General features: G+C 70.0%; 21 protein-coding genes and 2 pseudogenes. 22 read left to right on the forward strand and 1 reads right to left on the reverse strand.

The annotated features are described in order from the left end of the window. Nucleotides 1-62 precede the first annotated feature (62 nt). From aceK to EPAKOI_RS00575, 22 genes and pseudogenes are all read left to right on the forward strand, one after another. The gene (aceK, locus tag EPAKOI_RS00470) at nt 63-1,874 is read left to right on the forward strand and encodes a bifunctional isocitrate dehydrogenase kinase/phosphatase (RefSeq protein ID WP_423192704.1); all 1,812 of its coding nucleotides are present in this window, start codon (nt 63-65) and stop codon (nt 1,872-1,874) included. Continuing rightward, nucleotides 1,871-2,479: pseudogene (gene can / locus EPAKOI_RS00475) on the forward strand (carbonate dehydratase); the annotation flags it as partial. The gene aceK and the pseudogene can, both read left to right, overlap by 4 nt. 108 nt (nt 2,480-2,587) lie before the next feature. Beyond that, nucleotides 2,588-3,796 (forward strand): acetyl-CoA C-acetyltransferase, encoded by a 1,209-nt coding sequence (locus EPAKOI_RS00480; protein WP_124682711.1) that lies wholly within the window; start codon nt 2,588-2,590, stop codon nt 3,794-3,796. Between the two features lie 34 nt (nt 3,797-3,830). Next, nucleotides 3,831-4,511: an SDR family oxidoreductase gene (locus tag EPAKOI_RS00485; RefSeq protein ID WP_313838867.1), complete on the forward strand. Its 681-nt coding sequence runs from the start codon at nt 3,831-3,833 to the stop codon at nt 4,509-4,511. A 12-nt stretch (nt 4,512-4,523) separates the two neighbouring features. Then, nucleotides 4,524-5,654: an acyl-CoA dehydrogenase family protein gene (locus EPAKOI_RS00490; protein ID WP_124682709.1), complete on the forward strand. Its 1,131-nt coding sequence runs from the start codon at nt 4,524-4,526 to the stop codon at nt 5,652-5,654. Between the two features lie 66 nt (nt 5,655-5,720). Next, entirely contained in the window at nt 5,721-6,380 is a 660-nt protein-coding gene (locus tag EPAKOI_RS00495) for a 2-hydroxychromene-2-carboxylate isomerase (protein ID WP_124682708.1), read from the forward strand. Next, the gene (locus EPAKOI_RS00500; RefSeq protein ID WP_423192705.1) at nt 6,377-7,057 is read left to right on the forward strand and encodes an HAD family hydrolase; all 681 of its coding nucleotides are present in this window, start codon (nt 6,377-6,379) and stop codon (nt 7,055-7,057) included. Before EPAKOI_RS00495 ends, EPAKOI_RS00500 begins: the two co-directional genes overlap by 4 nt. Continuing rightward, complete coding sequence (locus EPAKOI_RS00505) at nt 7,054-7,479, forward strand: YchJ family metal-binding protein (RefSeq protein ID WP_423192706.1); 426 nt, start codon at nt 7,054-7,056, stop codon at nt 7,477-7,479. The genes EPAKOI_RS00500 and EPAKOI_RS00505 overlap by 4 nt, the downstream gene beginning before the upstream one ends. A gap of 63 nt (nt 7,480-7,542) precedes the next feature. Next, nucleotides 7,543-9,150 carry a carboxyl transferase domain-containing protein gene (locus EPAKOI_RS00510; RefSeq protein ID WP_124682705.1) on the forward strand — a complete coding sequence of 536 codons (1,608 nt, stop codon included), beginning with the start codon at nt 7,543-7,545 and terminating at the stop codon, nt 9,148-9,150. A 58-nt stretch (nt 9,151-9,208) separates the two neighbouring features. After that, complete coding sequence (locus EPAKOI_RS00515) at nt 9,209-10,135, forward strand: dienelactone hydrolase family protein (protein ID WP_313838874.1); 927 nt, start codon at nt 9,209-9,211, stop codon at nt 10,133-10,135. A gap of 28 nt (nt 10,136-10,163) precedes the next feature. After that, entirely contained in the window at nt 10,164-10,949 is a 786-nt protein-coding gene (locus EPAKOI_RS00520; protein WP_124682703.1) for an enoyl-CoA hydratase/isomerase family protein, read from the forward strand. Nucleotides 10,950-11,275: 326 nt separating this feature from the next. Further along, entirely contained in the window at nt 11,276-12,682 is a 1,407-nt protein-coding gene (gene bioA, locus EPAKOI_RS00525; protein WP_423192707.1) for an adenosylmethionine--8-amino-7-oxononanoate transaminase, read from the forward strand. Further along, nucleotides 12,672-13,892, forward strand: a complete 1,221-nt coding sequence (bioF, locus tag EPAKOI_RS00530; RefSeq protein WP_423192708.1) for an 8-amino-7-oxononanoate synthase — start codon at nt 12,672-12,674, stop codon at nt 13,890-13,892. Before bioA ends, bioF begins: the two co-directional genes overlap by 11 nt. Continuing rightward, the gene (bioD, locus tag EPAKOI_RS00535) at nt 13,889-14,647 is read left to right on the forward strand and encodes a dethiobiotin synthase (RefSeq protein WP_313838881.1); all 759 of its coding nucleotides are present in this window, start codon (nt 13,889-13,891) and stop codon (nt 14,645-14,647) included. The genes bioF and bioD overlap by 4 nt, the downstream gene beginning before the upstream one ends. Nucleotides 14,648-14,680: 33 nt before the next feature. Next, complete coding sequence (gene bioB / locus EPAKOI_RS00540) at nt 14,681-15,760, forward strand: biotin synthase BioB (protein WP_423192709.1); 1,080 nt, start codon at nt 14,681-14,683, stop codon at nt 15,758-15,760. 73 nt (nt 15,761-15,833) lie between these two features. Next, nucleotides 15,834-17,873, forward strand: coding sequence for an acetyl/propionyl/methylcrotonyl-CoA carboxylase subunit alpha (locus EPAKOI_RS00545; protein ID WP_423192710.1), 2,040 nt, complete (start codon nt 15,834-15,836; stop codon nt 17,871-17,873). Nucleotides 17,874-18,115: 242 nt separating this feature from the next. Next, on the forward strand, nt 18,116-19,057 hold the full coding sequence (locus tag EPAKOI_RS00550) for a 2-hydroxyacid dehydrogenase (RefSeq protein WP_423192711.1): 942 nt from the start codon (nt 18,116-18,118) through the stop codon (nt 19,055-19,057). Between the two features lie 32 nt (nt 19,058-19,089). Further along, a complete protein-coding gene (locus tag EPAKOI_RS00555; protein ID WP_313838888.1) occupies nt 19,090-20,022 on the forward strand; it encodes a hydroxymethylglutaryl-CoA lyase in 933 nt (310 codons plus the stop codon). A gap of 19 nt (nt 20,023-20,041) precedes the next feature. Continuing rightward, nucleotides 20,042-20,539: a YbaK/EbsC family protein gene (locus EPAKOI_RS00560; protein WP_124682696.1), complete on the forward strand. Its 498-nt coding sequence runs from the start codon at nt 20,042-20,044 to the stop codon at nt 20,537-20,539. Continuing rightward, complete coding sequence (locus EPAKOI_RS00565) at nt 20,536-20,787, forward strand: DUF1289 domain-containing protein (protein ID WP_423192712.1); 252 nt, start codon at nt 20,536-20,538, stop codon at nt 20,785-20,787. Before EPAKOI_RS00560 ends, EPAKOI_RS00565 begins: the two co-directional genes overlap by 4 nt. Further along, nucleotides 20,784-21,710, forward strand: coding sequence for an MBL fold metallo-hydrolase (locus EPAKOI_RS00570; RefSeq protein ID WP_423192713.1), 927 nt, complete (start codon nt 20,784-20,786; stop codon nt 21,708-21,710). The genes EPAKOI_RS00565 and EPAKOI_RS00570 overlap by 4 nt, the downstream gene beginning before the upstream one ends. A 71-nt stretch (nt 21,711-21,781) precedes the next feature. Continuing rightward, nucleotides 21,782-22,105: pseudogene (locus EPAKOI_RS00575) on the forward strand (GNAT family N-acetyltransferase); the annotation flags it as partial. Nucleotides 22,106-22,486: 381 nt separating this feature from the next. On the opposite strand, the gene EPAKOI_RS00580 reads toward EPAKOI_RS00575, so the two are convergent. Then, nucleotides 22,487-24,640 carry a TonB-dependent receptor gene (locus EPAKOI_RS00580; protein WP_423192714.1) on the reverse strand — a complete coding sequence of 718 codons (2,154 nt, stop codon included), beginning with the start codon at nt 24,638-24,640 and terminating at the stop codon, nt 22,487-22,489. Nucleotides 24,641-24,650: the final 10 nt, after the last annotated feature.

Genomic DNA, 24,650 nt, shown 5'->3' on the forward strand with positions numbered 1-24,650 from the left:
CCGAACGCCATTACAATTTCGTCTGCAGACCCTCCCGCCGCGCCCCGGAACCTTCGAGAGCCATGTCCCACTTTCCCAAGCTGCTGTCGTCGCAGATTGCCTACGATGTGGCGCGGACCATGCTGGACGGCTTCGACAAGCACTACCGGCTGTTCCGCGACGCCGGCATCGAGGCCAAGGCGCGCTTCGAGGCCGCGGACTGGCACGGCCTGCGCAAGCTGCAGCGGGACCGCATCGCGTTCTACAACGACCGCGTGCAGGAAGCCGTGGCGATCCTGCAGGCGCAATACGACGCCGGGCACATCGCCGACGATATCTGGCAGCAGATCAAGCTCCACTACATCGGCCTGCTGACCAACCACCACCAGCCCGAGCTGGCCGAGACGTTCTTCAATTCGGTCTGCACGCGGATCCTGCACCGGTCGTACTTCAACAACGACTTCATCTTCGTGCGGCCGGCGCTGTCCACCGAGTACATCGAGAACGAGGAATCGCCCACGCGGCCCACCTACCGCGCCTACTACCCGGGCAGCCGGGCCGGCATGGCGGCCTGTTTCGAGCGGATCGTCCACAACTTCCAGCTCGACGTGCCGTTCGAGGACCTGAAGCGCGACATCGGCTACGTGCTGCGCGCCATCGACGAGCACGCCGGCGACTTCGCCGTTGCGCCAAATTTCCAGGTCCATACGCTGTCGTCGCTGTTCTACCGCAACAAGTCGGCGTTCATCATCGGCCGGGTGCTGAACGGCGACCAGACCTATCCGATGGCGATCCCGGTCGTCCATGGCGCGTCGGGCAAGCTGGTGCTGGACACGGTGCTGCTGCAGCACGAGCAGTTGCTGGTGCTGTTCTCGTTCACGCACGCCTACTTTCTGGTCGACATGGAGATTCCGTCGGCCTACGTCACGTTCCTGCGCGACCTGCTGCCGCGCAAGTCGCGCGCCGAAATCTACACCAGCCTGGGGCTGCAGAAGCAGGGCAAGAACCTGTTCTACCGCGACTTCCTGCACCATCTGCAGCATTCGTCGGACAAGTTCATCGTGGCGCCCGGCATCCGGGGGCTGGTGATGCTGGTGTTCACGCTGCCGTCGTTTCCGTACGTGTTCAAGGTGATTCGCGACGCCTTCGCACCACCCAAGGAGACCACGCGCGCCCAGGTGGAAGCCAAGTACCAGCTGGTCAAGCGGCACGACCGCGTGGGCCGCATGGCCGATACGCTGGAGTATTCGGACGTGGCCTTCCCGCTGTCCCGCTTCGACGAGGCGCTGGTGCGCGAGCTGGAGCAGCACGTGCCGTCGATGCTGGAGCGCCAGCGCGCGCCCGACGGCAGCGAGGAAATCGTCGTGCGGCACCTGTACATCGAGCGCCGCATGACGCCGCTGAACATCTGGCTGCAGGAAGGCACCGACGCCCAGGTGGACCACGGCGTGCGCGAGTACGGCGACGCCATCAAGGAGCTGATGGCCGCCAACATCTTCCCTGGCGACATGCTCTACAAGAACTTCGGCGTCACGCGGCACGGCCGCGTGGTGTTCTACGACTACGACGAGATCGAGTACCTGACCGACTGCAACATCCGCCGCGTGCCCGAGCCGCGCAACGAGGAAGAGGAAATGTCCGGCGAGGTGTGGTACACCGTACGTCCGCACGACATCTTCCCGGAGACCTTTCGCACGTTCCTGCTCGGGGATGACCGCGTGCGCGCCGCGTTCCTGCGGCACCATCCCGATTTCTTTGACGCCGCCATGTGGCAGCAACACAAGGACCGGCTGCTGGCCGGCCATTTTCACGATGTCTTTGCCTATCCACAACACATCCGCTTCATCCACCGCTACGGTGCCGCAACAACCGACCACGCAAGGAGGGCAGCATGAGTGACGCCATCGCCCAGCTGTTCCGCAACAACCGCGAATGGGTGGACCGCGTCAACGCGGAAGACCCGGCCTTCTTCACCCGCCTGGCCAACCAGCAGGCGCCCGAGTACCTGTGGATCGGCTGCTCCGATTCGCGCGTGCCGGCCAACCAGATCCTGGGCCTGGCCCCGGGCGAGGTGTTCGTCCATCGCAATATCGCCAATGTGATCTCGCACAGCGACCTGAACGCGCTGTCGGTGATCCAGTTCGCGGTCGAGGTGCTCAAGGTGCGCCACATCACCGTGGTGGGCCACTACGGCTGCGGCGGCGTCAAGGTGGCGCTCAAGCGCGAGCGCGTGGGCCTGTGCGACAACTGGCTGCGCCACGTGCGCGACGTGGCCGACAAGCACGCGGCCTACCTGGGCACCGTGCTGCGCGAGGACGACGCCCACACGCGCCTGTGCGAGCTGAACGTGATCGAGCAGGTCAACAACGTCTGCCAGAGCACCGTGCTGCAGGACGCCTGGGCACGCGGCCAGCAGGTGACCGTGCACGGCTGGATCTACGGCGTGTCCGACGGCCTGCTGCGCGACCTGGGCATGGCCGCCAGCAACAACGACGAACTGCAGGCCCAGACCGCCGCGGCGCTGCAGCAGTACGGCGAGCCCCCCCCAGGCATCGATCCGCTGATCCACCAGTCGAGGCCCGGACCGGGCCTCCGAGGAGACACCGACATGCAACATCCTTCCAGCGATCCCATCGTCATCGTTTCCGCGGCGCGCACCCCGATGGGCGCGTTCCAGAGCGAGCTGGCCAGCCTGACGGCGCCCCAGCTTGGCGCGGCGGCCATCCGCGCGGCCGTGGAGCGGGCCGGTATCCGGCCGGAGCAGGTGCAGGAGGTGGTCTTCGGATGCGTGCTGCCCGCCGGGCAGGGCCAGGCACCGGCGCGGCAGGCCGCGCTGGGCGCCGGGCTGCCGCTCGACGTGGCATGCACGACGGTCAACAAGATGTGCGGGTCGGGCATGCGCGCGGCCATGTCGGTCTACGACGGCCTGCTGGCCGGATCGTTCGATGTCGCCGTGGCCGGCGGCATGGAAAGCATGACCAACGCGCCGTACCTGATCCCCAAGGGCCGGGGCGGCTACCGCATCGGCCACGGCATGATCTACGACCACATGATGCTGGACGGGCTGGAAGACGCCTACATTCGTGACGAGAAAGGCGGGGGGCGCGCCATGGGCACGTTCGGCGAGGACTGCGCCGCCAAGTACCAGTTCACGCGCGAACAGCAGGACGCCTTTGCGATGGAATCGGTGCGCCGCGCGCAGCGGGCCACCGAGTCCGGCGACTTCCGCTGGGAAATCGCCCCGGTGACGGTTTCGGGCAAGGGCGGCGACACGGTGATCGACACCGACGAGGGCCCGCGCCGCATCAAGGTGGACAAGATCCCGTCGCTGAAGCCGGCCTTTGCCAAGGACGGCACCATCACGGCCGCGTCTTCGTCGTCGATCAACGACGGCGCCGCCGCGCTGGTGATGATGCGCGAATCCACCGCGAAGCAACTGGGCCTGCAGCCGCTGGCGCGCATGCTGGGCCACACCTCGCACGCCCAGGCGCCGGGCTGGTTCACCACGGCGCCGGTTGAGGCCATCGCCAGGCTCTACCGCAAGCTGGACTGGACCACCGACAGCGTGGACCTGTTCGAGATCAACGAAGCGTTCGCCGTCGTACCGATGGCGGCGATGCACGACCTCAAGATTCCGCACGACAAGGTGAACATTCACGGCGGCGCGTGCGCGCTGGGGCACCCCATCGGGGCGTCCGGGGCGCGCATCATGACCACGCTGATCGGCGCGCTGCGCAAGACCGGCGGCAAGCGCGGCGTGGCCAGCCTGTGCATCGGCGGCGGCGAAGCCACGGCCGTCGGCATCGAAATCGTCTGACCGCATCTTTCCCGCAACCTGCTGGAGTCTCGCCATGCCTACCGCGCTCGTCCTTGGGGCTTCCCGGGGTCTCGGTCTCGAATTCGTCCGGCAGTACCGCGCCGACGGCTGGCGCGTGGTGGCCGCCGCGCGCAGCGCCGAAGGCGTCGCCGCGCTGGCGGCGCTGGGCGCCGAGGCCCACCAGGTGGACCTGACCGACGCCGGCCAGGTGGCCGGCCTGGGCTGGAAGCTCGACGGCGAGAGCTTTGACGTGGCGATCTACAACGCCGGCGTGATCGGCCCGCGCACGGAAGGCGCGCAGCCCGTGTCGCGGCAGGACTTCGACGCCGTGATGCACACCAACGTGCTGGGCCCGATGATGGCGCTGCCGCTGGTGCTGCCGTTCGTCGAGACCGGCAACCACGGCCGGGGCGGGGTGCTGGCCGTGCTGTCGTCGAAGATGGGCAGTATTGGCGGCATGGAAAGCAATGCCGCCTGGATGTACCGCGTCAGCAAGGCCGCCGCCAACGCGGTGGTCAAGGCCGTGTCGCTGGACGCGCGGCACGCCATCTGCGTGGCGCTGCATCCGGGCTGGGTCCAGACCGACATGGGCGGCCCCAACGCCGACCTGAAGCCGCAGCAGAGCGTGGCCGGCATGCGCCGCACGCTGGCCGGCCTGACGCATCACGACAATGGCAGCTTTCACAACTACGATGGCTCGCCCATCCCCTGGTAAGGCCCGACGCCCATGCTGCTGACCCCCGAACAGGAAATGATCCGCGACGCCGTGCGCCAGTTCGCGCAGGACGTCATCGCCCCGCAGGCCGCCCAGTGGGACCGCGACAAGACCTTTCCCAAGGACGTGCACCGCGAACTGGCGCGCCTGGGCGCCTACGGCGTGGCCGTGCCCGAGGAACTGGGCGGCGCCGGGCTCGACTACCTGTCGCTGGCGCTGATCCTGGAGGAAATCGCGGCCGGCGACGGCGGCACGTCCACCGTCATCAGCGTCAACAACTGCCCGGTGTGCAGCATGCTGATGGCCTTCGCCAGCGACGCGCAGAAGCAGCAGTGGCTGGTGCCGCTGGCCCGGGGCGAGATGCTCGGCGCGTTCTGCCTGACCGAGCCGCACGTGGGCTCCGACGCCGCCGCGCTGCGCACCACGGCCACGCGCGACGGCGACCACTACGTGCTGAACGGCGTGAAGCAGTTCATCACCAGCGGCAAGCACGCCGACGTGGCGATCGTGATGGCCGTCACCGACAAGGCGGCCGGCAAGCGCGGCATCAGCGCGTTCCTGGTTCCCACGTCCACGCCCGGCTACATCGTCGCGCGGCTGGAGGACAAGCTGGGCCAGCACTCGTCGGACACCGCGCAGATCGTGTTCGAGGACTGCCGCATCCCGGCCGGCTGCCTGCTGGGCGAGGAGGGCGCCGGCTACAAGATGGCGCTGTCCGGGCTCGAAGGCGGGCGCATCGGCATCGCGTCGCAAAGCATCGGCATGGCGCGCGCGGCGTTCGAGGCGGCGCTGGCCTATGCCAGGGAACGCGAGAGCTTCGGCCAGCCGCTGTTCCAGCACCAGGCCGTGCAGTTCCGGCTGGCCGACATGGCCACGCAGATCGAGGTGGCCCGCCAGATGGTCTGGCACGCCGCGTCGCTCAAGGACGCCGGCCGCCCCTGCCTCAAGGAGGCCGCCATGGCCAAGCTGTTCGCCAGCGAGATGGCCGAGCGCGTGTGCTCGGATGCCATCCAGGTGTTCGGCGGCTACGGTTATGTGAACGATTTCCCGGTCGAGCGGATCTACCGGGATGTGCGCGTGTGCCAGATCTACGAGGGCACCAGCGACATCCAGAAGATCCTCATCGCCCGCGCGCTAGGATGATGTACCCGCCGTCCCGTTGAAACCGTCCCCGTCCACGCCGTCGTACCCGAACCGGAGCCCCCTGCGATGACCGCCCCCATCGACTTCTACTTCGATTTCTCCTCGCCCTACGGCTACTTTGCCAGCACCCGCATCGACGAACTCGCGCAGAAGTACGGGCGCGGCGTGCTGTGGCATCCGGTGCTGCTGGGCGTGGTGTTCAAGACCACGGGCTCGTCGCCGCTGCCGTCCATCCCGCTCAAGGGCGAGTACTGCTGGCGCGATTTCGAGCGCACCGCGCAGTTCCACGGCATCGAGTACAAGCGCCCCACGCACTTTCCGCTGCCCACGCAGCACGCCGCCCGCGCCATGCTCTGGCTGCAGAACCACCACGGCGCCGACCTGGCCGCCAGCTTTGCCAAGGCCGTGTACCGCGCGCTGTTCGTCGACGACCTGAACATCGCCGAGCCGGCCGAGCTGGGCAGGCTGGCCGAGGCGCTGGGCATCGACCCGGTGGCGATGAACGAAGGCGCCACGAGCTACCAGATCAAGGACCAGCTCAAGGCCGAGATCGACGTGGCGATGGCCAAGGGCGTGTTCGGGTCGCCGTTCGTGATCATCGACGGCGAGCCGTTCTGGGGCTTCGACCGCTTCGAGCAGGTCGAGGCCCACCTGAAGAGCCGGCGGCAGACCGAACTGCGCGCCGTCGGCGGCAACGAACTTTCCAAGGAAAAGAAACCCGCATGACCGCAGCAAACCAGGCCGCCCGTTTCGATTGCGTGATCTTCGACTGTGACGGCGTGCTCGTCGACAGCGAGCCGATCGTCCATCGCGTGCTGAACCGCGTGCTCAACGAACTCGGCATCGAGATCACGCTGGAGGAATCGATGCAATGGTTCCTCGGGCGCGCCGTGCGCGACGAACTCGGCAACATCGAGGCCCGCCTCGGCAAGCCGCTGCCGCGCAACTTCCTGTCCGAATGGTTCGTGCGCCGCGACGCCGCGCTGATCGAGGAACTGGAGGCCGTGCCGCACATCCGCCAGGCCATCGAGGCGATCAAGGCGCGCGGCCTGCCCGTGTGCGTGGCGTCCGGCGCGGACCGCATCAAGGTCAAGCTCCAGCTCACGCACACGGCGCTGCTGGACCTGTTCACCGACGACACGCGCGAGCACATCTTCACGGCCAGCGAGGTGGAGCACAGCAAGCCGGCGCCCGACGTCTACCTGCTGGCCGCCCGCACCATGAATGTGGACCCGGCGCGCTGCGCGGTGATCGAGGACAGCCCCACCGGCGCCACGGCCGGCGTGGCGGCCGGCATGACCGTGTTCGGCTACGCCGCCCGCACGGATGCCGACGCGCTGCGCGCCACCGGCGTGCGAACCGTGTTCACCGACATGCGCGACCTGCCGGAGCTGCTCGGATGACCAGGAAGCGCGCGGCCGGCGCCGCCAGCGAGCCTTGCCCGTGCGGCAACGGCGCCTACGTCACGTGCTGCGGCCGCTTTCATCGCGGCGAGGCCATGCCGCAGACGGCCGAGGCGCTGATGCGCTCGCGCTACAGCGCCTACGTGCTGGGCGACGCAGGCTGGCTGCGCCAGACCTGGCATGTGTCCACCTGCCCCGACGACCTGTCGCCCGATCCGGGCACGCGCTGGCTGGGGCTGACGGTGCGCTCGCACGCGCAGCAGGACGACACCCACGCCACGGTGGCCTTCGTGGCGCGCTACAAGGTGGGCGGGCGCGCCCATCGGCTGGAGGAACTGAGCCGCTTCGTCTTCGAGCCGCGCGAGCCGGGCACGCCGGCACGCTGGCTCTACGTCGACGGCACGGTCCGGGAGCCGGACTGACCGCACCGCCCGCCCCGGACCCGGCAGGAACAGGCTAGACAACAAGCATCCACAGGAAGAGACATGCCCACGCTGGAAACCAAACTGAACGCACGCTCGGAATCGTTCAAGGCCAACGCCGAGACCATGCAGGCGCTGGTGGCGGACCTGCGTCAGAAAATCGCCAGGCTGGCCGAAGGGGGCGGCGAGGATGCCCGCAACAAGCACCTGGGCCGTGGCAAGCTGCTGCCGCGCGACCGCGTGCAGCAACTGCTGGACCCCGGCACCCCGTTCCTGGAACTGTCGCAACTTGCCGCCTACGGCATGTACGACGACGCCGCGCCGGGCGCCGGCATCATCACCGGCATCGGCCGCGTGGCCGGCCAGGAATGCGTGATCGTCTGCAACGACGCGACGGTCAAGGGCGGCACGTACTACCCGATGACGGTCAAGAAGCACATCCGCGCGCAGGAGATTGCCGAGCAGAACCACCTGCCGTGCATCTACCTGGTCGATTCGGGCGGTGCCAATCTGCCCAACCAGGACGACGTGTTCCCGGACCGCGACCACTTCGGCCGCATCTTCTACAACCAGGCCAACCTGTCGGCGCAAGGCATTCCGCAGATTGCCGTGGTGATGGGGTCGTGCACGGCCGGCGGCGCCTACGTGCCGGCCATGAGCGACGAGTCCATCATCGTCAAGAACCAGGGCACGATCTTCCTGGGCGGCCCGCCGCTGGTGAAGGCTGCCACCGGCGAGGAAGTGAGCGCCGAGGACCTGGGCGGCGCCGACGTGCACACGCGGCTGTCCGGCGTGGCCGACTACTTTGCCCAGAACGACCACCACGCGCTATCGCTGGCGCGCAACATCGTCCAGCACCTGAACCGCCGCAAGCCGGACCAGATCCGCCTGCACGAACCGGTGGAGCCGCTCTACCCGGTGGAGGAACTGTACGGCGTGATCCCCACCGACACGCGCAAGCCGTACGACGTGCGCGAGGTCATCGCCCGCATCGTCGACGGCTCAGAGTTCGACGAGTTTAAGGCCCGCTACGGCACCACGCTGGTCTGCGGCTTCGCGCGGATCTGGGGCTACCCGGTGGGCATCGTGGCCAACAACGGCATCCTGTTCTCGGAATCGGCGTTGAAGGGCGCGCACTTCATCGAACTGTGCTGCCAGCGCAAGATCCCGCTGGTGTTCCTGCAGAACATCACGGGCTTCATGGTCGGCCGCAAGTACGAGAACGAGGGCATCGCGCGCAACGGCGCCAAGATGGTCACGGCTGTTGCCACGGCGCAGGTGCCCAAGTTCACGGTGATCATCGGCGGCTCGTTCGGGGCCGGCAACTACGGCATGTGCGGGCGGGCCTATTCGCCGCGCTTCCTGTGGATGTGGCCGAACGCGCGGATCTCGGTGATGGGTGGCGAGCAGGCCGCGAGCGTGCTGGCGACGGTGCGCCGCGACGGCATCGAGGCCAAGGGCGGCCAGTGGAGCCCCGGCGACGAAGAGGCGTTCAAGGCGCCGATCCGCGACCAGTACGAGCGCCAGGGCCATCCGTACTACGCCAGCGCGCGGCTCTGGGACGACGGCGTGATCGACCCGGCCCAGACCCGCACGGTGCTGGGGCTGGGCCTGTCGGCCAGCCTGAACGCGCCGATCGGCGAGATGAAGTTCGGCGTCTTCCGCATGTGATGCCGGGCATGGCCCTTAACGTTTGTCATCGAGTTTGACTGGAAGGTTGGTCGTCGTCATGTCCCGAGCTGTTCCCTCCCTGCACCGCGCGCTGGCCACGCTGGCCGCGCTGGCCGGCCTTGCCGGGTGCGGCCCCGCCGCCGCCCAGGCCGCGCTGCCGCCGCAGGCCGTGGAGCAGGTGGTGATGGTGCCGAAGGTGAACGCGCAGGCCACCGTGGACCTGGAGACGACGATCATCCGTCCGGCCGGCGACGGCCCGTTCCCGCTCGTGGTGATCAACCACGGCAAGTCGCCGGGCAAGCCCGCGTTCCAGGGCCGGGCGCGCTTTGCGGCGCAATCGGCCGAGTTCGTGCGGCGCGGCTACGTGGTGGCGCTGCCCATGCGCCAGGGCTTCTCGAAATCGGGCGGCCAGTACGTGGGCGGTAGCTGCGACGTGCGCGGCAACGGCATGATGCAGGCCGAGGACGTGGTGGCGGCGCTGGACTACCTGGCGCAGCAGCCCTACGTCGATCCGGCGCGCATCGTGGTGCTGGGCCAGTCGCACGGTGGGCTGTCGACCATGGCGCTGTCGGCCATCGGCTACCCCGGCGTGCTGGGCGTGGTCAATTTCGCGGGCGGCCTGCGCAACGACAACTGCGTGGGCTGGGAGAACAACCTGATCGACGCGTTCGGCGACTACGGGCGCGGCGCGCGCTACCCGTCGCTGTGGATCTACGGCGCCAACGACAGCTACTGGCCGTGGCCGCTGCCCGAGCGCATGTTCAACAGCTACAAGGCCAACGCGCGTGGCCCGGCCGCCGATGCGCGCTTTGTCGACGTGGGCGAGTTCGAGGGCGACTCGCACCGGCTGTTCAGCAACCGCGCCGGCGTGGCGCTGTGGCTGCCCGAGGTAGAGGCGTTCTTCCGCCACCTGGGGCTGCCGTTCGACGAACTGCCCGAGCGGGCGCTGCCGGTCCGGGGCCGGCCCGCCGGCCAGGCATCCTGATCACGACCGACCTACCGGAGACAGAACCATGCAATTCACCACCCTGACCGTGACGGCCGAGCGCCACGTTGCCACGGTCACGCTGAACCGGCCCGACGTGCGCAACGCGTTCAACGAGACCGTGATTGCCGAACTGACCGGCGCCTTCCGCGCGCTGGGCGACACGCCCGAGGTGCGCGCCATCGTGCTGGCCGGCAACGGCCCGGCGTTCTGCGCCGGCGCGGACCTGAACTGGATGAAGAAGATGGCCGGCTACTCGGACGACGAGAACCGCGCCGACGCCCTGACGCTGGCCCAGATGCTGCACACGGTCTGGATCTGCCCCAAGCCCGTGATCGCCCGCGTGCAGGGCGATACCTACGCCGGTGGCATGGGCCTGGTGGCCGCGTGCGACATCGCCGTGGCGTCGGCAACGGCCAACTTCTGCCTGTCCGAGGCCCGGCTGGGCCTGCTGCCGGCCACCATCAGCCCGTACGTGATCCGCGCGATGGGCGAGCAGGCCGCGCGCCGCTACTTCATCACGGCCGAACGGTTCGACGCCGCCGAGGCGCTGCGCCTGGGCTTTGTCCACGCCGTGGTGCCGCCGCAGGACCTGGACGAGAAAGTGGCCGAGATCGCCGCCACGCTGGCCGCCAACAGCCCCAACGCCGTGCGCGAGAGCAAGCGCCTGGTGCAGGAGGTGTCCGGTCGCCCCATCGACAGCGACCTGCTGGCCGACACCGCCAACCGCATCGCCGCCATCCGCGCCTCGGATGAAGGCCGCGACGGCGTGCGGTCGTTCCTGGAAAAGCGCGCACCGGCGTGGAAGGTGTAGGCCGGTGATGGCGATGCCAGCCCGCTCCCAGGTCAGCCGGCAGCGGCAGTCATGCCGATGCGGCTGGTGGAGAGGGCCAAGCCCCCGGTCATCACGAAATCTTGGCCGACGTTACACGCAAAAGCCGCCCACCCAGGTGCCACACTCGCCACCAGCGCCACGAACATCGCCCAACCTCGCCTAACGCGACGCCAAACGGCCAGCGCCACGCGATTTGCCAACCGTCCAAGGACCTTCCTACCATGAGCCTCCCCCGATCCCGCACCGCCCCGGCAGCCGCTGCCGTGCCCGGCGTGGCGGGTCATGGCTTATCCAAGGAGGGTCCCATGACACATCCTGTCCCCCAATCCGCGACGGGCGATGCCACGCTCGCGGCGCGTAGCCAGCGCGCCGTCTGGCATCCCTGCACGCGGCTGCGTCCCGACGCATCGGCCAACGAGCCGCCGCTGGCCATTGCCAGCGGTGACGGCCCGTGGCTGGTCGATACCGACGGCCGCCGCTATTTCGACGCCATCAGCTCGTGGTGGGTCAACCTGTTCGGCCACGCCAACCCGGCCATCAACGCGGCGCTGACCCAGCAGTTGCAGACGCTGGAACACGTGATGCTGGCCGGCTGCACGCACGCGCCGGCCGTGGAACTGGCCGAGCGCCTGTCGGCGCTGACCGGCGGCGCGCTGGGCCACGCGTTCTACGCGTCCGACGGCGCGTCGGCCGTCGAGATCGCGCTGAAGATGAGCTTTCACTACTGGCGCAACACGGGCCTGTCGGCCAAGCGCGAGTTCGTCTGCCTGCGCCACGGCTACCACGGCGAGACGGTGGGCGCGCTGGCCGTGACCGACGTGGAGATTTTCCGCGACGCCTACGACCCGCTCACGCGCCGCGCCCACGTGGTGATGTCGCCCGATGCGCGCCAGGCCGTGGGCGCCGAGACGCCGGCCGACGTGGCCGCCCGCGCGCTGGCCGCGCTCGAAGCGCTGCTGCGCGAGCGCGCCGGCCAGATCGCCGCGCTGATCGTCGAGCCGCTGGTGCAGGGCGCGGCCGGCATGGCGATGTACGACCCGTCGTACCTGGACGGCGCCCGCGCGCTGTGCGACCGCTACCGCGTGCACCTGATCGCCGACGAGATCGCGGTGGGCTGCGGCCGCACCGGCACGTTCTTCGCCTGGGAACAGGCGCGCGGCGGCGACCCGGTGCCGGCGCATGGCTGGCCCGATTTCCTGTGCCTGTCCAAGGGCATCACGGGCGGCTACCTGCCGCTGTCGCTGGTGCTGTCGCGGCCCGAGGTGCAGCGCGCGTTCGTGGCCGACGACATCGCGCGCAGCTTCCTCCATTCGCACTCGTACACGGGCAACCCGCTGGCGTGCCGCGCGGCGCTGGCCACGCTGGACCTGTTCGCGCAGGACGACGTGCTGGCCCGCAACCGCGAGCGCGCGCAGTGGCTGGCCGACGCCATGGCCGGCATCGCCGCCGACCCGCGCGTGACGAACGTGCGCCAGCGCGGCCTGATCTGGGCGGCCGACATCGACCCGGCCGCCGCCGGCCCCGACTTTGCCGCGCGCTTCCACCTGGCCGCGCGCGCGCACGGCGTGCTGGTCCGGCCGATTGGCCACACGCTGTACGTGATGCCCCCGTACGTGTTCGATGCCGCGCTGGCGGCGTGGCTGGGCGACCAGCTGCGTGCCACGCTGCACGCGGTGATCGGCGCCGCGCAGGAGGTTCGCCATGCTGCTTGACCACCTGAAGCGCGCCGCCGCCGAGCGCGAGGCGCAGTCGCTGACGCGCCGCCGCCGCATCGCCCACACGGCCTGCGCGCCGCATCAGTCGGTGGGCGCCGTCGACGCCACGCCCACGCCGCTGCTGACGTTCTGCAGCAACGACTACCTGGGGCTGGCCGACCATGCGTCGATCGCCCACGCGCTGGCCGAGGGCGCGCACCGCTACGGCGCTGGCAGCGGCGCGTCGCACCTGGTCAGCGGCCATTCGCTGGCGCACGCGCAGCTGGAACAAGAACTGGCGCGCTGGCTGGCGCCGCACATCCCGCAGGCGCAGGCGCTGTACTTCTGCACCGGCTACATGGCCAACCTGGCGGTGCTGACCGCGCTGGGCACGGCCGGGGCGACGCTGTTCTGCGAGGCGCTGAACCATGCGTCGCTGATCGACGGCGCGCGGCTGGCCCGGGCCGACGTGCAACGCTATGCGCACGGCGACGTGCAGGCGCTGGACGCGCTGCTGCAGGCCAGCCAGGGCACGCTGAAGCTGATTGTCACCGACAGCGTGTTCAGCATGGACGGCGACATCGCGCCGCTGGCCGCGCTGCTGGCGCTGGCCGAGCGCCACGACGCGTGGATCGTGGTCGACGACGCGCACGGCTTTGGCGCGCTCGGCGCGCACGGCCGGGGCGTGCTGGAACACCTGGGGCTGCGCTCCGAGCGGCTGATCTACATCGGCACGCTGGGCAAGGCGGCCGGCGTGGCCGGCGCGTTCGTGGCCGCGCACGAGACCATCGTCGAGCACCTGGTCAACACGGCGCGCCCGTATATCTACACGACGGCCGCGCCGCCGGCCGTGGCGCACGCGCTGCTGACGAGCCTGGAGATCATCGGCGGCGAGGAAGGCCGCAGCCGCCGCGCCCATCTGGCCGACCTGATCGCGCAGTTGCGCGCCGGGCTGGCGGGGCTGGCCGCGCAGGCAGGGTGGACGCTGGGCGCGAGCGACACGGCGATCCAGCCGCTGATCGTGGGCGACAACGCCGCGTCGCTGGCGCTGTCCGCCGCGCTGGAGGCCGAAGGCATCCGCGTGGGCGCGATCCGGCCGCCCACGGTGCCGGCCGGCACGGCGCGGCTGCGCATCACGCTGTCGGCGTCGCATACGGCGGCCGACGTGGCGCGCCTGCTCGACGCCATCGCCCGCGCCACGCCGCAGGTGCTACGGGAGGCCGCATGACCGCCATCCGAACCCACCGCCCCGCGCGCTTTGCCTGCTTTGTCACGGGCACCGACACCGGCGTGGGCAAGACGCACGCCACGGCCACGCTGCTGCACGCGCTGCACGGCGCCGGCTACAGCACCGTGGGCATGAAGCCCGTGGCGGCCGGCGGCGAATGGCTGGACGACCGCTGGCAGAACGACGACGTCGACCAGTTGCGCGCGGCGGGCTCCGTGATCGTGCCGCAGGAAGAGATGTGCCCGTTCTTCTTCCGCACGCCGGCGTCGCCGCACCTGGCCGCCGCGCTGGAGGGCGAGCGCATCACGCGCGGCCCGATCCGCGACGCCTTCGAGGTGCTGCGCCGCAAGGCCGACGCCGTGGTGGTGGAGGGCGTGGGCGGCTTTGTGGTGCCGCTGGACGTGGGCGCCGTGCGGTGGACCACCGCCGACCTGGCCGTGATGCTGGACCTGCCCGTGATCATGGTGGTGGGCGTGCGGCTGGGCTGCCTGAGCCACGCGATGCTGACCGCCGAGGCGGTACGTGCGCGCGGGCTGAAGCTGGCCGGCTGGATCGCCAACCGCATCGACCCGGACATGCTGCTGCCCACCGAGAACATCGTCACGCTGCAGGACGCGCTGGACGCGCCGCTGCTGGGCGAGCTGCCCTGGCAGGTGGCCCCGGCCGCCGCCGCCCAGCACCTGGACCTCGCGCCGCTGTTTGCCAGCCCGCTGCCCGGTCCCTCCGCCGAAACCGGCGCGCCGCGTCACGCCTGACCCGCGCCCGACAAACCGAATTCGCCAGACAAAATGACCCAGATCGCACAGAACACCCAGAACACCCAGAACACCCGGACCAACGACAGCCAGGCCGTTGCCACCATCTCCGCCGACGCCCTGCGCCAGTCGGCCCGCAACCTCGCCGCCGCCGCCGCCGCGAAGGCGGACGACGCCTGGCGCGTGGACGACGTGGCCGCGCTGTTTGCCCTGCCGTTCAACGACCTGCTGTTCCGCGCGCAGCAGGTGCACCGCGAGCACTTCGACCCGAACATGGTGCAGCTTTCCACGCTGCTGTCGATCAAGACCGGCGGCTGCGAGGAAGACTGCGGCTACTGCCCGCAGAGCGCGCACCACGAGGCCGGCGTGAAGGCCGAGAAGCTGATGGAGCTGGACGCCGTGCTCGACGCCGCCCGCGCCGCCAAGGCCAACGGCGCCACGCGCTTCTGCATGGGCGCCGCCTGGCGCAGCCCGAAGGACCGCCACCTGGAGCCCGTGATCGACATGGTGCGCGAGGTGAAGGCGATGGGGCTGGAGACCTGCGTCACGCTGGGCATGCTCAAGGCCGAACAGGCGCAGCGGCTCAAGGACGCCGGGCTGGACTACTACAACCACAACCTCGATACGTCGCCCGAGTTCTACGGCAAGATCATCACCACGCGCACGTACCAGGACCGGCTGGACACCATCGGCCACGTGCGCGAGGCGGGCATCAACGTGTGCTGCGGCGGTATCGTCGGCATGGGCGAGTCGCGCGCGGCGCGCGCCGGGCTGATTGCCCAGCTTGCCAACATGGACCCGTACCCGGAGTCGGTGCCCATCAACAACCTGGTGCAGGTGGAAGGCACGCCGCTGGCCGGCACCGAGGCGCTGGACCCGTTCGAATTCGTCCGCACCATTGCCGTGGCACGCATCACGATGCCGCGCGCGATGGTGCGCCTGTCCGCCGGCCGCGAGGCCATGGACGAAGCGTTGCAGGCGCTGTGCTTCATGGCCGGCGCCAATTCCATTTTCTATGGCGAGAAGCTGCTGACGACCGGCAATCCCCAGGCAGAGCGCGACCGCGCGCTGCTGGCCCGTCTGGATATCCGCGCGGAAGGCTACGCGGGGTAACCGACGCCAGGGGGACGCAGTACCGCTGGTCCGACGGAGCAGGGCTCGCCTTACCGGAGACAAGGGAGGAGCCATGTTCAACAAGATCCTGATCGCCAACCGTGGCGAGATTGCCTGCCGCGTGGCGGCTACGTGCCGCCGGCTGGGCATCCGCACCGTGGCGGTGTACTCGGACGCCGATGCCGACGCCCGGCACGTGGCGTTCTGCGACGAGGCCGTGCATATCGGCGGCTCGGCCGCGCGCGACAGCTACCTGCGCGCGGACCACATCATCGAGATGGCGAAGGAGACCGGCGCCCAGGCCATCCACCCGGGCTACGGCTTCCTGTCCGAGAACGAGGACTTTGCGCGCGCCTGCGCCGAGGCCGGGCTCGTGTTCATCGGCCCGCCGGCCGACGCCATCCACGCGATGGGCAGCAAGAGCGCCGCCAAGCAGCTGATGGAAAAGGCGGCCGTGCCGCTGGTGCCCGGCTACCACGGCGAGGACCAGGACGCCGCGCTGCTGCGGCGCGAGGCCGACCGCATCGGCTACCCGGTGCTGCTCAAGGCCAGCGCCGGTGGCGGCGGCAAGGGCATGCGTGTGGTGGAGGCGGGCGACGGGTTCGAGGCCGCGCTGGCGTCGGTCAAGCGCGAGGCATCGGCCAGCTTCGGCGACGACAAGGTGCTGGTGGAAAAGTACCTGACGCGGCCGCGCCACATCGAGATCCAGGTGTTTGCCGACACCCACGGCAACTGCGTCTACCTGTTCGAGCGCGACTGCTCGGTGCAGCGGCGCCACCAGAAGGTGCTGGAAGAAGCACCGGCCCCGGGCATGACCGAGGACCGCCGCCGCGCGATGGGCGAGGCCGCCGTGGCCGCCGCGCGCGCGGTGGGCTACGTGGGCGCCGGCACCGTCGAGTTCATCGCCAACCAGGACGGCTCGTTCTACTTCATGGAGATGAACACGCGGCTGCAGGTCGAGCATCCGGTGACCGAGATGATCACCGGGCAGGACCTCGTCGAATGGCAGTTGCGCGTGGCGTCCGGCGAGCCGCTGCCGCTGACGCAGGACCAGTTGCGTATCGACGGCCACGCGCTGGAGGCGCGCATCTATGCCGAAAACCCCGACAAGGGCTTTCTGCCGTCCACCGGCACGCTGCGCTTCCTGCGCACGCCGCCGGCGGTGCAGTTCATGCGTGGCGGCGACGCCCATGGCCCGGCCGGCGTGCGGATCGACGCCGGCGTGCGCGAGGGCGACGCGATCAGTCCGTTCTACGACCCGATGATCGCCAAGCTGATCGTCTGGGGCCGCGACCGCGACGAGGCGCTGTCGCGCATGGCGCAGGCGCTGGCCGGCTACCACGTGGTGGGGCTGTCGACCAACGTCGCGTTCCTGCAGCGGCTGGTGAAGTCCGACGCCTTCCGCACGGCCGACCTGGACACGGGGCTGATCGAGCGCAACCAGGCCACGCTGTTCCCGCCGCAGAAGTCGGTGGGCATCGAGGCCATCGCACTGGCCGTGGCCGCGCTGCTGGAGCGCGAGGCGCGCGAGCGCCGCGTGGACGAAGCTGATCGCCACTCGCCGTGGACGCAGGCCGGCGGCTGGCGCCTGAACGGGCGCGACACGCGCACGCTGCATTTCGAAGGTGCGGGGCACAAGCTCGAAGTCGTGCTCAAGGGCGACGCCCGCGACACGCGCAAGAGCACGCTGATCTACGCCGACCAGGCGGCCCCGTTCGCCTACACGTTCAATGCCGACGACATCCGCGTCGACCTGGGCACGCGCCGCACGCACGGGCAGGTACACCGCGAGGGCGACACCTTCCACGTGTTCCACGCCGGCCGCCACACCGTGGTGGCCTGGCTGGACCCGCTGGCCCACGCCGGCGAATCGGAAGGCGAGGGCGGCAAGCTGACCGCGCCGATGCCGGGCAAGGTCATCGCCGTGATGGTGGAGCCGGGCAGCAAGGTCACGCGCGGCACGCCGCTGCTGGTCATGGAGGCCATGAAGATGGAACACACCATCCACGCCCCCGCCGACGGCCTGGTCAGCGAGGTGCTCTACGGCGTCGGCGAACAGGTGGCCGAAGGCGCGCAGCTGCTGGCCTTCGCGGCGGCGGAAGCGGTGGCCTGAGCGGGGCCGGGGCCTTACCAAGGCAGGCGCAATCGCACTAGCCCGGAGGCTTCTTGCTCCCCTCTCCCGCAAGGCGGGAGAGAGGCCGGGGGAGAGAGCCAGGCGGTTCCAGCCGCGGCAGCGCCCGCAAGCGTGCGACGGGCGCGGCATCGCACCATCCCGCCCTGCAGTACCCCCCGCCGCGGCCCGCAAATGCGCGCATAATTCCCGCTCATAGCCCCGCAAGACACAATGGAGTCGAGATGAAGTTGCAGTTGTATGTGCCCGATGGCCGCTACGCGCCGTGGATCGAGGGATTTGCCGAGGCGTTGCCCGAGGCGCAGTGCCTGACCTGGGAAGACAGCCAGGGCCAGGCGGCCGACTACGCCGTAGTGTGGCGGCCGCCGCTGGAGATGCTGCGCGGACGCACGGACCTGAAGGCGGTCTTCAATCTCGGCGCCGGCGTGGACGGCATCCTGCGGCTGCGCGACACGGCCCCCGACGCGCTGCCGGCCGGCGTGCCGATCGTGCGGCTCGATGACGCCGGCATGGCGGCCCAGATGGGCGAGTACGTCACGGCGGCCGTGCTGCGCTACTTCCGCAAGCTCGATGCCTACGACGCGCAGGAGCGGGCCGGCACGTGGAAATTCCTGAAGCCCCACCGCCGTGCCGATTTCACGGTCGGCGTGATGGGCATCGGTGCGCTGGGTGCCCATATCGCGCGCACGCTGGCCGGTTTCGGCTTTCCGGTGCGCGGCTGGAGCCGGTCGCCTAAGGCGGTGGACGGCGTGCAGTCGTTCCACGGCACCGACGGCCAAGGCGCGTTCCTGGACGGGCTCAAGGTACTGGTGAACGTGCTGCCGCTGACGCCCGAGACCGAGGACATCATCTATACCGCGCTGCTCTACCGCCTGGCCAAGGGCGCCTACGTGGTCAACGTGGCGCGCGGCCAGCACCTGGTGGAAGCGGACCTGCTGGCTGCCGTGCAGGACGGGCAGATCGCCGGCGCCACGCTGGACGTGTTCCGCACCGAGCCGCTGCCCGCCGAACATCCGTTCTGGCAGGAGCCGCGCATCACCATCACCCCGCATATCTCGGCGCTGACGCTGCGCGAGGACAGCATCGCCCAGATCGCCGGCAAGATCCGCCTGCTCGCCGCGGGCAAGCCCATCGCCGGCGTGGTGGACCTGGGGCGCGGCTACTGAGCGGCGCCGAACCGGCAAACGAGGAGACAACCATGACTATCCCCCAGTACGTGAAGATCGTCGAAGTGGGCCCGCGCGACGGCCTGCAGAACGAAAAGGCGATGGTGCCGGCCGACGTGAAGGTCGCGCTGATCAACCAGCTGACCGACGCCGGCTTTGTCAACATCGAGGCGGCGTCGTTCGTGTCGCCGAAATGGGTGCCGCAGATGGCCGACGGCGCCGAGGTCATGGCGCGCATCGCCCGCCGGCCGGGCACGCTGTACTCGGTGCTGACGCCGAACATGAAGGGCTTCGAGGGCGCCGTGGCTGCCGGCGCCGACGAGGTGGTGATCTTCGGCGCGGCCAGCGAGGCGTTCTCGCAGAAGAACATCAACTGCTCGATTGCCGAATCGATCGCGCGCTTCGAGCCGGTGGCGGCCGCCGCCAAGGAAGCCGGCATCCGCCTGCGCGGCAGCATCTCGTGCTCGCTGGGCTGCCCGTACCAGGGCGAGGTGCCCGTGAGCGCCGTGGTGGACGTGGTGCGCCGGATGCGCGAGCTGGGCTGCGACGAGATCGACATTGCCGATACCATCGGCGTCGGCACGCCGGTCAGGGTGCAGGAGGTGATGCGCGCCGCATCGGCCGAATTCGCGATGGACCGGCTGTCGGGCCATTTCCACGATACCTATGGCCAGGCGCTGTCGAACATCTTGGCCAGCCTGGAAGTGGGCATCGGCATCTTCCACGCATCGGTGGCCGGGCTGGGCGGCTGCCCGTATGCCAAGGGCGCCACCGGCAACGTGGCCACCGAGGACGTGCTGTACATGCTGCACGGCATGGGCCTGCACACGGGCATCGACCTGGAGGCGGTGGTCCGGGCCGGCGATTTCATCTCGCAGGCCATCGGCCGCGCCAACAGTTCGCGCGTGGGCAAGGCACTGCTGACCAAGTGGGCGGCGGCGGCGGACGCCACCGTCTGCGTCTGAACCAGGGAGGACTGCAAGCATGGGCGACAACTCGCTCCCCGAATCCGCGCAGCGCGTGGCGGACCTGCTGGCCGGCATCGGCCATGACCGGCCGGTGGTGATGCTGCCGGCCACCGGCAGGACGTCCGCCGAGGCCGCGGCCGGGCTGGGCTGCACCGTGGCCGAAATCGCCAAGTCGATCATCTTCCGGCGCGTGGAGGACGACGCGCCGGTGCTGGTCATCGCCAGCGGCAGCAACCGCGTGGACGAGGCCAAGGTGGCCGCGCGCGTGGGCGCGCTGGGCAAGGCCGACGCCCGGTTCGTGCGCGAGAAGACCGGCTACGCGATTGGCGGCGTCTGCCCGATCGGCCACGCGGTCAAGCCGGTGATGCTGCTGGACGCCGACCTGTTCCGCTACGAAAGCGTCTGGGCCGCCGCCGGGCATCCGCACGCGGTCTTCAACCTGACACCCCAGCAGTTGCAGGCCATGACCGGTGCTGACGTGGCCGACGTGGCGCAGCAGCAGGCCCCGGCATGACGCCCGCCCGCCGCCGGCTGCTGGCCGACATGGTGCGCGGCGCGGCGGCGGCGCAGATCGTCTCGCCAGTGCCGTCGCCGTGCCGCAGCGTCTGCAAGATGGACCGCGACAGCGGCTTCTGCGAAGGCTGCCTGCGCACCATCGACGAGATCGCCGGCTGGTCCGGCGCCGACGACGCGCAGCGGCGGCGCATCTGGGCGCTGCTGCCCGCCCGCGTGGCGCGGCTGTGCGAGGACAACGCGGCATGACCGCCCTGGCGCTGCCCGCCACGATGCGCGTGTTCGAACGTGGCTGGCTGTCGGCCAACAACGTGCTGTTCGTCGACGATGCCAGCGGCGACACGTCGCTGGTCGATACCGGCTACGTCACGCACGCCGCGCAGACCGTGGCACTGGTGGAAGCGGCACTGCAGGGCCGGCCGTTGCGGCGCGTGGTCAATACCCATCTCCATTCCGATCATTGCGGCGGCAACGCGGCGCTGCAGCGGCGCTGGCAGCCGCGCACGGCCATCCCGGCCGCCGAGGCCGCCGCGGTGTCCGCCTGGGACGCCGAGGCGCTGACATTCGACGCCACCGGCCAGCAGTGCGACCGCTTCACGTTCGATGCGGTGCTGCACGACGGCGACACGCTGACGCTGGGCGGCATCGACTGGCAGGTGATCGCCGCGCCGGGCCACGACCCGCACGCGGTCATGCTGTTCGCGCCGGCGCACGGCATCCTGATCTCGGGCGATGCGCTCTGGGAGAACGGCTTCGGCGTGATCTTTCCGGAACTGGACGGCGACAGCGGCTTTGCCGAGCAGGCCGCCATCCTTGCGCGCATCGACACGCTCGGCGCCCGCATCGTGATCCCCGGCCACGGTGCCGTCTTTGGCGACGTGACCGGCGCGGTGGCGCGGGCGCGCAGCCGGCTCGACTACCTGCGCGGCGATCCGCTGCGCAATGCCACCCACGCGATGCGCGTGCTCGTGAAGTTCCGGCTGCTGGAGGCGCAGGCGCTGTCCCGCAACGCGCTGTACGCGTGGTTCCGGGCCACGCCGCTGATGCACCGCATACACGCCCGCTTTCTGGCCGGGGAGCCGCTCGACGCGCTGTTCGACCAGACGCTGCAGGCGCTGGAGCGCGCCGGCGCGCTGCGGCGCGAGGGCGAGCGGGTCGTCGACGCGGGCTGACCATGCAGCCGCTGCGCAGCCAGGACTTTCTGCTCCGCCCGTTCCGCGCCAGCGACGAGGCGCAGTTCGTGATGGCCGTGCGGGAATCGATGCCCACGGTGGGCCTCTGGATGCCCTGGGCGCGCCCGGACTACGGCATCTACGACGCCCGCGAGTGGTTCGACCGCTGCGCGGCGATGATGGACGAGGGCGCCGCGTACGACATCGGCGTGTTCTCGCCGGACGGGCGCGAGCTGTACGGCGGCGTGGCCATCAACCAGATCCGCCGCGAGGACAACCTGGGCAACCTGGGCTACTGGATCCGGCAAAGCCGCCAGCGTCGCGGCCTGGCGTCGGGCGCCGCCGCGATGATGGCCTGCCACGGCTTCCACGCGCTGGCGCTCACGCGCCTGGAGATCGTGGCCGTCGAGACCAACCTCGCAAGCCGCGCCGTCGCCGAAAAGATCGGTGCGCAGTTCGAATGCATCGCCCGCAACCGCCTGATCCTGCGCGGCCGGCCCGTGGCGGCCGCCGTGTATTCGCTGGTGCCTGAGTCATTTGAGGGGGGGGCGGTAGGGGGTGATGGTGGGGGGATCGCCGTGGCCTGCCGACGCAAGGCATCCCGGCGCCGTGTCTTGCTCCCCTCTCCCGCATGCGGGGAGAGGGGCTGGGGGAGAGGGCCGGCTGCTCAAGATGCGACATTGGCAATTTGCACCGCCATGCCCTCTCCCCCGACCCCTCTCCCACGGTGTGGGAGAGGGGAGAAAACCCGCCGCCCACCACCATTCACCCCCCAATCAAAACTGCGTCCGCATCCCGATTCGCACGCTGCGGCCTGGCAGCGGGGCGATGTCGCGCAGGATCGACGTGGCGCTGCGGGCTTCGGTGTTGGTCAGGTTGTCGCCGCGCACGTAGAACAGCGTCTGGGTGCCGGACAGCTTGACCTTGTAGGTCAGCGCCACGCCGAGCATGGTGTACGCGTCGGTGGCCGTGTCGCCGGACGGCACGCGGCTCTGGCGGGCGTTCCAGTCGACGTTGACGCGGGCGCCCCAGGCGCCGGCGGCGTAGACCAGCGATCCGCCCAGGCGCAGCGGCGACAGGCGCGGCAGCGGTTCGCCGTTGCTGCGGTTTTCGCCGTGGACGTAGTCGGCGCGGGCTTCGAAGTCGAGCGTGTCGCTGGTGGTCAGCAGCTTGTTCAGCAGGCGGGTCTTGCCCTCGGCCTCGAAGCCGTACAGCGTGGCCGGCACGCCCAGGTAGGTCAGCTCGGGCAGCGCGCCGTCGCTGCCGGCGGCCACCACGTTGCCTTCGCTGTCGCGGTAGGCGCCCGTGTTCAGCAGCGCCAGGTAATTCTGGAACCGGCTGTAGTAGCCGGACACGCTGCCGCTGTGGTCGCCCTGCTTGAACCGCACGCCCAGGTCGATCGACGTCGCGCGCTCCTTGGCTGCATTCGGGTCGCCCACTTCGAACGATCCGGTGGCCAGGTGGGGGCCGTTGGCGTAGAGCTCGTAGAACGTGGGCGCCCGCTCGGTGTACGACAGGTTCGACGTCACCGTCCAGACCGGGTTGAGCTTGTAGAGCAGGCCGGCCGACGCGCTGCCGGCGTTGAAGCTGCGCTCGGCGTCGCTGAAGCGGTCGTTGCCGTTGGCGGTGGCCTTGACGCGGCTGTGGTCCAGCCGGCCGCCGAAGTTCAGCTTCAGGTCGCCGGACGGGATCAGCGGCAGTTCCTCGAACACGAAGAACGCGGCGTTGTCGGTGGCGGTGGACGGCACGAACGCTTCCTCGCCCAGCGCCGAGAAGTTGGTGTGGCCGAACTGGGTGCCGATCACGCCGGTCATGTTGCCGATCTTGCCGTGCGTGGCTTCGATGCGGGCGTCCCAGCCGTGGTTCTTGAACGTGGTGCCGGTCTCGCCGTCCTCGATCTCGCGGTGCTCGTAGTCGGTGTAGCTGAACTTGCCCTTGACCGACTGGAAGATGCCGTTGGTGCTGCCGGCCAGGTTGCGCGATTCGCCTTCCACGGCAAAGCGGTCCTGCCGCATCTTGATGCGCGCGGCTTCCTCGGCCGGGGTGCCGTAGTCGTTGCGGTAGGTCGACCAGTTGGCGCCGACGAACCCGTCCGCCCACGTGTAGGCGCCGCCCATCGAGCCGCCTTCCTGGTGCGCGTTGGTGTTCGGGATCTTGCCGTACGGCTCGGTCTCGCCCTCGGGCAGGGGCTGGGTGGCGCGCAGGTTGCCGCTGCGGGCGTAGCCGGGGATGCGCAGGTCGCTGGTCTGGCGCACGAAGGCGTCGGCGTGCACGGCGAACCTGCCGTTGCCGGCTTCGAGCAGGCCGCTGGCGTTGCGGCCCTTGTCGCCGCCGATGGTGCCGCTCACGTCGGCCGCGCCGGTCACGCCGGTGATGGGGTCGCGCGGGATGCGGTTGTCGATCACGTTGACCACGCCACCCACGGCGTTGCCGCCGTACATCAGCGCCGCCGGGCCGCGCACCACCTCGATCTTCTCGGCGACGAGCGGGTCGATGGGCACCGCATGGTCATAGGACAGCGTGGACGCGTCCAGCGTGGCGCCGCCGTTCTGCAGCACCTTGATGCGGTCGCCGTCCAGGCCGCGGATGATGGGGCGGCTGGCGTTGGGGCCGAAGTAGCTCGACGTCACGCCAGGCAGGCTGTTCAGCGTCTCGCCCAGCGTGCTGGCCTGGCGCACGGTCAGCGCGTCGCCGCCCAGCGTGGAAACGGGCGCGACCATGTCGTTCAGGTCGCTGCCGAGCGGGTTGGCCGTGACCACCACTTCCTTGAGGGTCTGCGGGGAGGCGGGCTGGGCCATGGGCGCCACCGGGGCGGCCGGGGTGGCATCCTGCGCCACGGCGTGCGAGGAGAGGCCAGCGGCGATCAGGGCGGCGAGCGCCGCCAGCGGGGTGCGGCGCACCGCCGGAAAAAGGTTCTTGTTCGAGGACATGGCTCGCGAT

It is taken from the genome of Cupriavidus sp. H18C2 (assembly GCF_049393795.1).
Classification (GTDB): domain Bacteria; phylum Pseudomonadota; class Gammaproteobacteria; order Burkholderiales; family Burkholderiaceae; genus Cupriavidus; species Cupriavidus pauculus_C.

Excerpts from the sequence above, each read along its gene's own strand:
- aceK (WP_423192704.1), top strand. The coding sequence starts at position 63 with ATGTCCCACTTTCCCAAGCTGCTGTCGTCGCAGATTGCCTACGATGTG.
- EPAKOI_RS00480 (WP_124682711.1), top strand. The coding sequence starts at position 2,588 with ATGCAACATCCTTCCAGCGATCCCATCGTCATCGTTTCCGCGGCGCGC.
- EPAKOI_RS00485 (WP_313838867.1), top strand. The coding sequence starts at position 3,831 with ATGCCTACCGCGCTCGTCCTTGGGGCTTCCCGGGGTCTCGGTCTCGAA.
- EPAKOI_RS00490 (WP_124682709.1), top strand. The coding sequence starts at position 4,524 with ATGCTGCTGACCCCCGAACAGGAAATGATCCGCGACGCCGTGCGCCAG.
- EPAKOI_RS00495 (WP_124682708.1), top strand. The coding sequence starts at position 5,721 with ATGACCGCCCCCATCGACTTCTACTTCGATTTCTCCTCGCCCTACGGC.
- EPAKOI_RS00500 (WP_423192705.1), top strand. The coding sequence starts at position 6,377 with ATGACCGCAGCAAACCAGGCCGCCCGTTTCGATTGCGTGATCTTCGAC.
- EPAKOI_RS00505 (WP_423192706.1), top strand. The coding sequence starts at position 7,054 with ATGACCAGGAAGCGCGCGGCCGGCGCCGCCAGCGAGCCTTGCCCGTGC.
- EPAKOI_RS00510 (WP_124682705.1), top strand. The coding sequence starts at position 7,543 with ATGCCCACGCTGGAAACCAAACTGAACGCACGCTCGGAATCGTTCAAG.
- EPAKOI_RS00515 (WP_313838874.1), top strand. The coding sequence starts at position 9,209 with ATGTCCCGAGCTGTTCCCTCCCTGCACCGCGCGCTGGCCACGCTGGCC.
- EPAKOI_RS00520 (WP_124682703.1), top strand. The coding sequence starts at position 10,164 with ATGCAATTCACCACCCTGACCGTGACGGCCGAGCGCCACGTTGCCACG.
- bioA (WP_423192707.1), top strand. The coding sequence starts at position 11,276 with ATGACACATCCTGTCCCCCAATCCGCGACGGGCGATGCCACGCTCGCG.
- bioF (WP_423192708.1), top strand. The coding sequence starts at position 12,672 with ATGCTGCTTGACCACCTGAAGCGCGCCGCCGCCGAGCGCGAGGCGCAG.
- bioD (WP_313838881.1), top strand. The coding sequence starts at position 13,889 with ATGACCGCCATCCGAACCCACCGCCCCGCGCGCTTTGCCTGCTTTGTC.
- bioB (WP_423192709.1), top strand. The coding sequence starts at position 14,681 with ATGACCCAGATCGCACAGAACACCCAGAACACCCAGAACACCCGGACC.
- EPAKOI_RS00545 (WP_423192710.1), top strand. The coding sequence starts at position 15,834 with ATGTTCAACAAGATCCTGATCGCCAACCGTGGCGAGATTGCCTGCCGC.
- EPAKOI_RS00550 (WP_423192711.1), top strand. The coding sequence starts at position 18,116 with ATGAAGTTGCAGTTGTATGTGCCCGATGGCCGCTACGCGCCGTGGATC.
- EPAKOI_RS00555 (WP_313838888.1), top strand. The coding sequence starts at position 19,090 with ATGACTATCCCCCAGTACGTGAAGATCGTCGAAGTGGGCCCGCGCGAC.
- EPAKOI_RS00560 (WP_124682696.1), top strand. The coding sequence starts at position 20,042 with ATGGGCGACAACTCGCTCCCCGAATCCGCGCAGCGCGTGGCGGACCTG.
- EPAKOI_RS00565 (WP_423192712.1), top strand. The coding sequence starts at position 20,536 with ATGACGCCCGCCCGCCGCCGGCTGCTGGCCGACATGGTGCGCGGCGCG.
- EPAKOI_RS00570 (WP_423192713.1), top strand. The coding sequence starts at position 20,784 with ATGACCGCCCTGGCGCTGCCCGCCACGATGCGCGTGTTCGAACGTGGC.
- EPAKOI_RS00580 (WP_423192714.1), bottom strand. The coding sequence starts at position 24,640 with ATGTCCTCGAACAAGAACCTTTTTCCGGCGGTGCGCCGCACCCCGCTG.